3 protein-coding genes are annotated in these 3,036 nt (G+C 70.3%); all 3 read left to right on the top strand.

Going from position 1 to position 3,036, the window contains the following annotated elements; all coding sequences use genetic code 11:
* The first annotated feature begins 261 nt into the window (after positions 1–261).
* The 3 genes from istA (at position 262) to ABDB81_RS30200 (ending at position 3,001) form a co-directional block, all read left to right on the top strand.
* A complete protein-coding gene (gene istA, locus ABDB81_RS30210; protein WP_346814391.1) occupies positions 262–1,803 on the top strand; it encodes an IS21 family transposase in 1,542 nt (513 codons plus the stop codon).
* Positions 1,804–1,832: 29 nt separating this feature from the next.
* Positions 1,833–2,618: an IS21-like element helper ATPase IstB gene (istB, locus tag ABDB81_RS30205; protein ID WP_346814390.1), complete on the top strand. Its 786-nt coding sequence runs from the start codon at positions 1,833–1,835 to the stop codon at positions 2,616–2,618.
* Between the two features lie 185 nt (positions 2,619–2,803).
* Complete coding sequence (locus ABDB81_RS30200) at positions 2,804–3,001, top strand: hypothetical protein (protein WP_346814389.1); 198 nt, start codon at positions 2,804–2,806, stop codon at positions 2,999–3,001.
* Positions 3,002–3,036: the final 35 nt, after the last annotated feature.

Here is a 3,036-nt window from a genome sequence, read left to right as displayed (position 1 = left end):
GGAGGTGGCCACCCTGTTTGCCCTGCGCCGCGCGGTGCGCAATGGTGCGTATTCCACGCCATCGCGGGCACTGTTCCACGCTGATGGCGGGCAGCGTTCCACGTGATCGCGGGCAGCAGTCCAGACGATCACGGGCAGCGTTCCATTTGATCGCGGGCACGATTCCATTCTGAGGGCGGGCAGCCGCCGCGACCGGGGGTGACCTATCGCAACCGGGCATAGCCTCGCGCGCTTTGTGTTGAACGAAGCGAGAGCGAGGCGATGCCCACACCGAAGGTACCCATGAGCAAGATCAGAAGAGTTCTCCAACTGCTGCACGAGGCCAACCTGAGCCAGCGCGAGGCGGCCCGCGCCGCCGGCGTGGGCAAGACCTGCGTGAGCGACATCGCCAGCCGAGCACGGGCCGCCGGCCTGGATTGGTCGCAAGCCCGCGAACTGGACGACGACGCCCTGCAGGCCCGGCTGCACCCGGCGCCGGTGGCCCGCAGCGCCCGCCACCTGGAGCCCGATTGGTCCGAGCTGCACCAGCAGCTCAAGCGCCCCGGCGTGACGCTGCAACTGCTGTGGGAGGAGTACCAGCTCGCCCACGATGGGCGGGCGTACAAGTACAGCGCCTTCTGCGAGAAGTACGCCGCCTTCGCCCGCAGCCTGAAGCGCTCCATGCGCCAGGTGCACAAAGCCGGCGAGCGGCTGTTCGTGGACTATGCCGGCCAGACGGTGGAGCTGGTGGACATGTTCAGTGGCGAGATCACCCGCGCGCAGATCTTCGTGGCCGTGCTGGGCGCCTCCAACCTGACCTACGCCTGCGCCACGCGCACACAGCAGGCCGAGGACTGGGTGCGCTCGATCATCGCGGCCTTGCAGTTCATCGGCGGCGTGCCGCGCCTGCTGGTGCCCGACCAGCCGCGCGCCCTGATGGCCAGGCCCGACCGCTACGAGCCCACGGCCCACCGGCTGCTGGCAGAGTTGGGCGAGCACTACGGCGTGGCCATCCTGCCGGCGCGCCCGGCGCACCCCAAGGACAAAGCCAAGGTGGAGGTCGGCGTGCAGGTCGTGGAACGCTGGATCCTGGCGCGGCTGCGCGGTCGGCGCTTCATCAACCTGGCCGAACTGAACCGCGCCATCGCGCCGCTGCTCACGCAACTGAACGAGCGCCCCTCCAAGAAGCTGCCCGGCAGCCGGCGCAGCGCCTTCGAGCAGATGGAGCGCGCGGCGCTGTCGCCGCTGCCAGCCTCGCCCATGCAGGTGGCCCGCTTCAAGCTGGCGCGCGTGAACATCGACTACCACGTGGAGTACGAGGGCCACTACTACAGCGTGCCGCACCGCCTGGTCGGCCAGCAGGTGGAGCTGCGCATCACGGAGCAGACGCTGGAGGTTTTGCACAAGACCCAGCGGGTTGCCGCCCACGTGCTCAATCCCCGGCGTGGGGGCCACAGCACCACGGCCGAGCACATGCCTGCATCGCACCGTGCGCACGCCCAGTGGAGCCCAGCCAAGTTGCTCGGCTGGGGCCAGAGCATCGGAGAGGCTTGTGCGGCCGTGGTGCGCTGGCAGCTGGAGCACCGCCCGCATCCCGAGCAGGGCTACCGCGCCTGCCTGGGCCTGATGCGCCTGGGGCGCCAGTACGGGGCCGAGCGGCTGGAGGCGGCCTGCGCCCGGGCGCTATCCATCCGTGCGCCGCACTACAAGAGCATCAGCTCCATCCTGGCCTCGGGCCTGGACCGTCATGGCACGCCGTCCCAACCGGACCTGCCGGCCATGCCCGTGCACGAGAACGTGCGCGGCGCGGGCTACTACCACTGACCTCCATGCCGACAGAAGGAGAACACACCATGCTCGCCCAACACACCCTGGATCAACTGCGCGGCCTGCGCCTGGACGGCCTGGTAGCCGCACTGCAGGACCCGGCCACCACGCACGCGGCGGCCGACCTGGACTTCCACGCCCGGCTGGCACTGCTGGTGCAGCGCGAGGTCGACTGGCGCGACAACAAGCGGCTGGCCCGGCTGCTCAAGGCCGCGCAGCTGAAGGTCTCGGGCGCCTGCATGCAGGACATCGACTGGCGCGCCTCGCGTGGGCTGAACCGTGCGCTGATGGCCGAGCTGGCCACGGCCCAGTGGGTATGCGATGGGCGCAGCGTATTGCTGACCGGGGCCACCGGTTGCGGCAAGACGTGGCTGGCCTGCGCACTGGCGCGCCAGGCTGCGCGCGCCGGCCACACCGTGCTGTACACGCGCACCGCGCGGCTGCTGCAGGAACTGCACGTGGCCCATGGCGACGGCAGCTTCAAGCGCCGGCTCGGCCAGTTGGCGCGCGTGCAACTGCTGGTGCTGGACGACTTCGCGCTCACGCCCATTGCCGCCCATGAGCGCGGCGACCTGCTGGAGCTGCTGGACGACCGCGTGGGCAGCCGGGCGACCATCATCACCAGCCAGTTGCCGCCAGCGGCCTGGCACGCTTGGCTGGGCGAGCCCACGCTAGCCGACGCCATCTTGGACCGGGTGGTGCACGGTGCGCACAAGATCGCGCTGAAGGGCGATTCCATGCGACGCAGCCGCGCCGCCAGCACCGCCGAGGCCGACGCCGCCACGGCCGAGCACATCAGCCACGGCGGCTGACACCTGCGCTGCGCGCAGCAGGCCGTGCCATGCCCACCGTGGCGCTGCCTGCACCGCCTTGCCCACCGCGGCGGTCGGTTCGTCGCAAGCGCCGACCGCCGCCGTGGACAAGGCTGCCGAGCACCTCATCTAAACGCTCTCATCGCCCTCGGCGCACCGGTTACCCACCCGGCGCTGCGCGCCGCGTGGATAACCGAAACGCCCCGCGTTCCACGCTGATCGCGGGCACCTGCACTACCATCGCCGCCGTCACTCCGGGCCGCACGCGGCTGCCCGCCATCGCGTGGAACGCTGCCCGCGATCAGCGTGGACTGCTGCCCGCCATCGTCTGGAATGGGTGCCCGCGATCAGTGGAATGCGCACAATGGCTCGATCTGGATTGAGCACAGCCTGAGCTTTCGGGGTCGTGCGCGCTTGT

Origin of the sequence: Cupriavidus sp. DL-D2 (genome assembly GCF_039710735.1) — a bacterium.
Lineage (GTDB): Bacteria > Pseudomonadota > Gammaproteobacteria > Burkholderiales > Burkholderiaceae > Cupriavidus.
This window is presented reverse-complemented; position numbering and strand designations above follow the sequence as displayed.

Bases quoted from the DNA above. Each gene is read 5' to 3' on its own strand.
- istA (WP_346814391.1), top strand. From the start codon at position 262: ATGCCCACACCGAAGGTACCCATGAGCAAGATCAGAAGAGTTCTCCAA.
- istB (WP_346814390.1), top strand. From the start codon at position 1,833: ATGCTCGCCCAACACACCCTGGATCAACTGCGCGGCCTGCGCCTGGAC.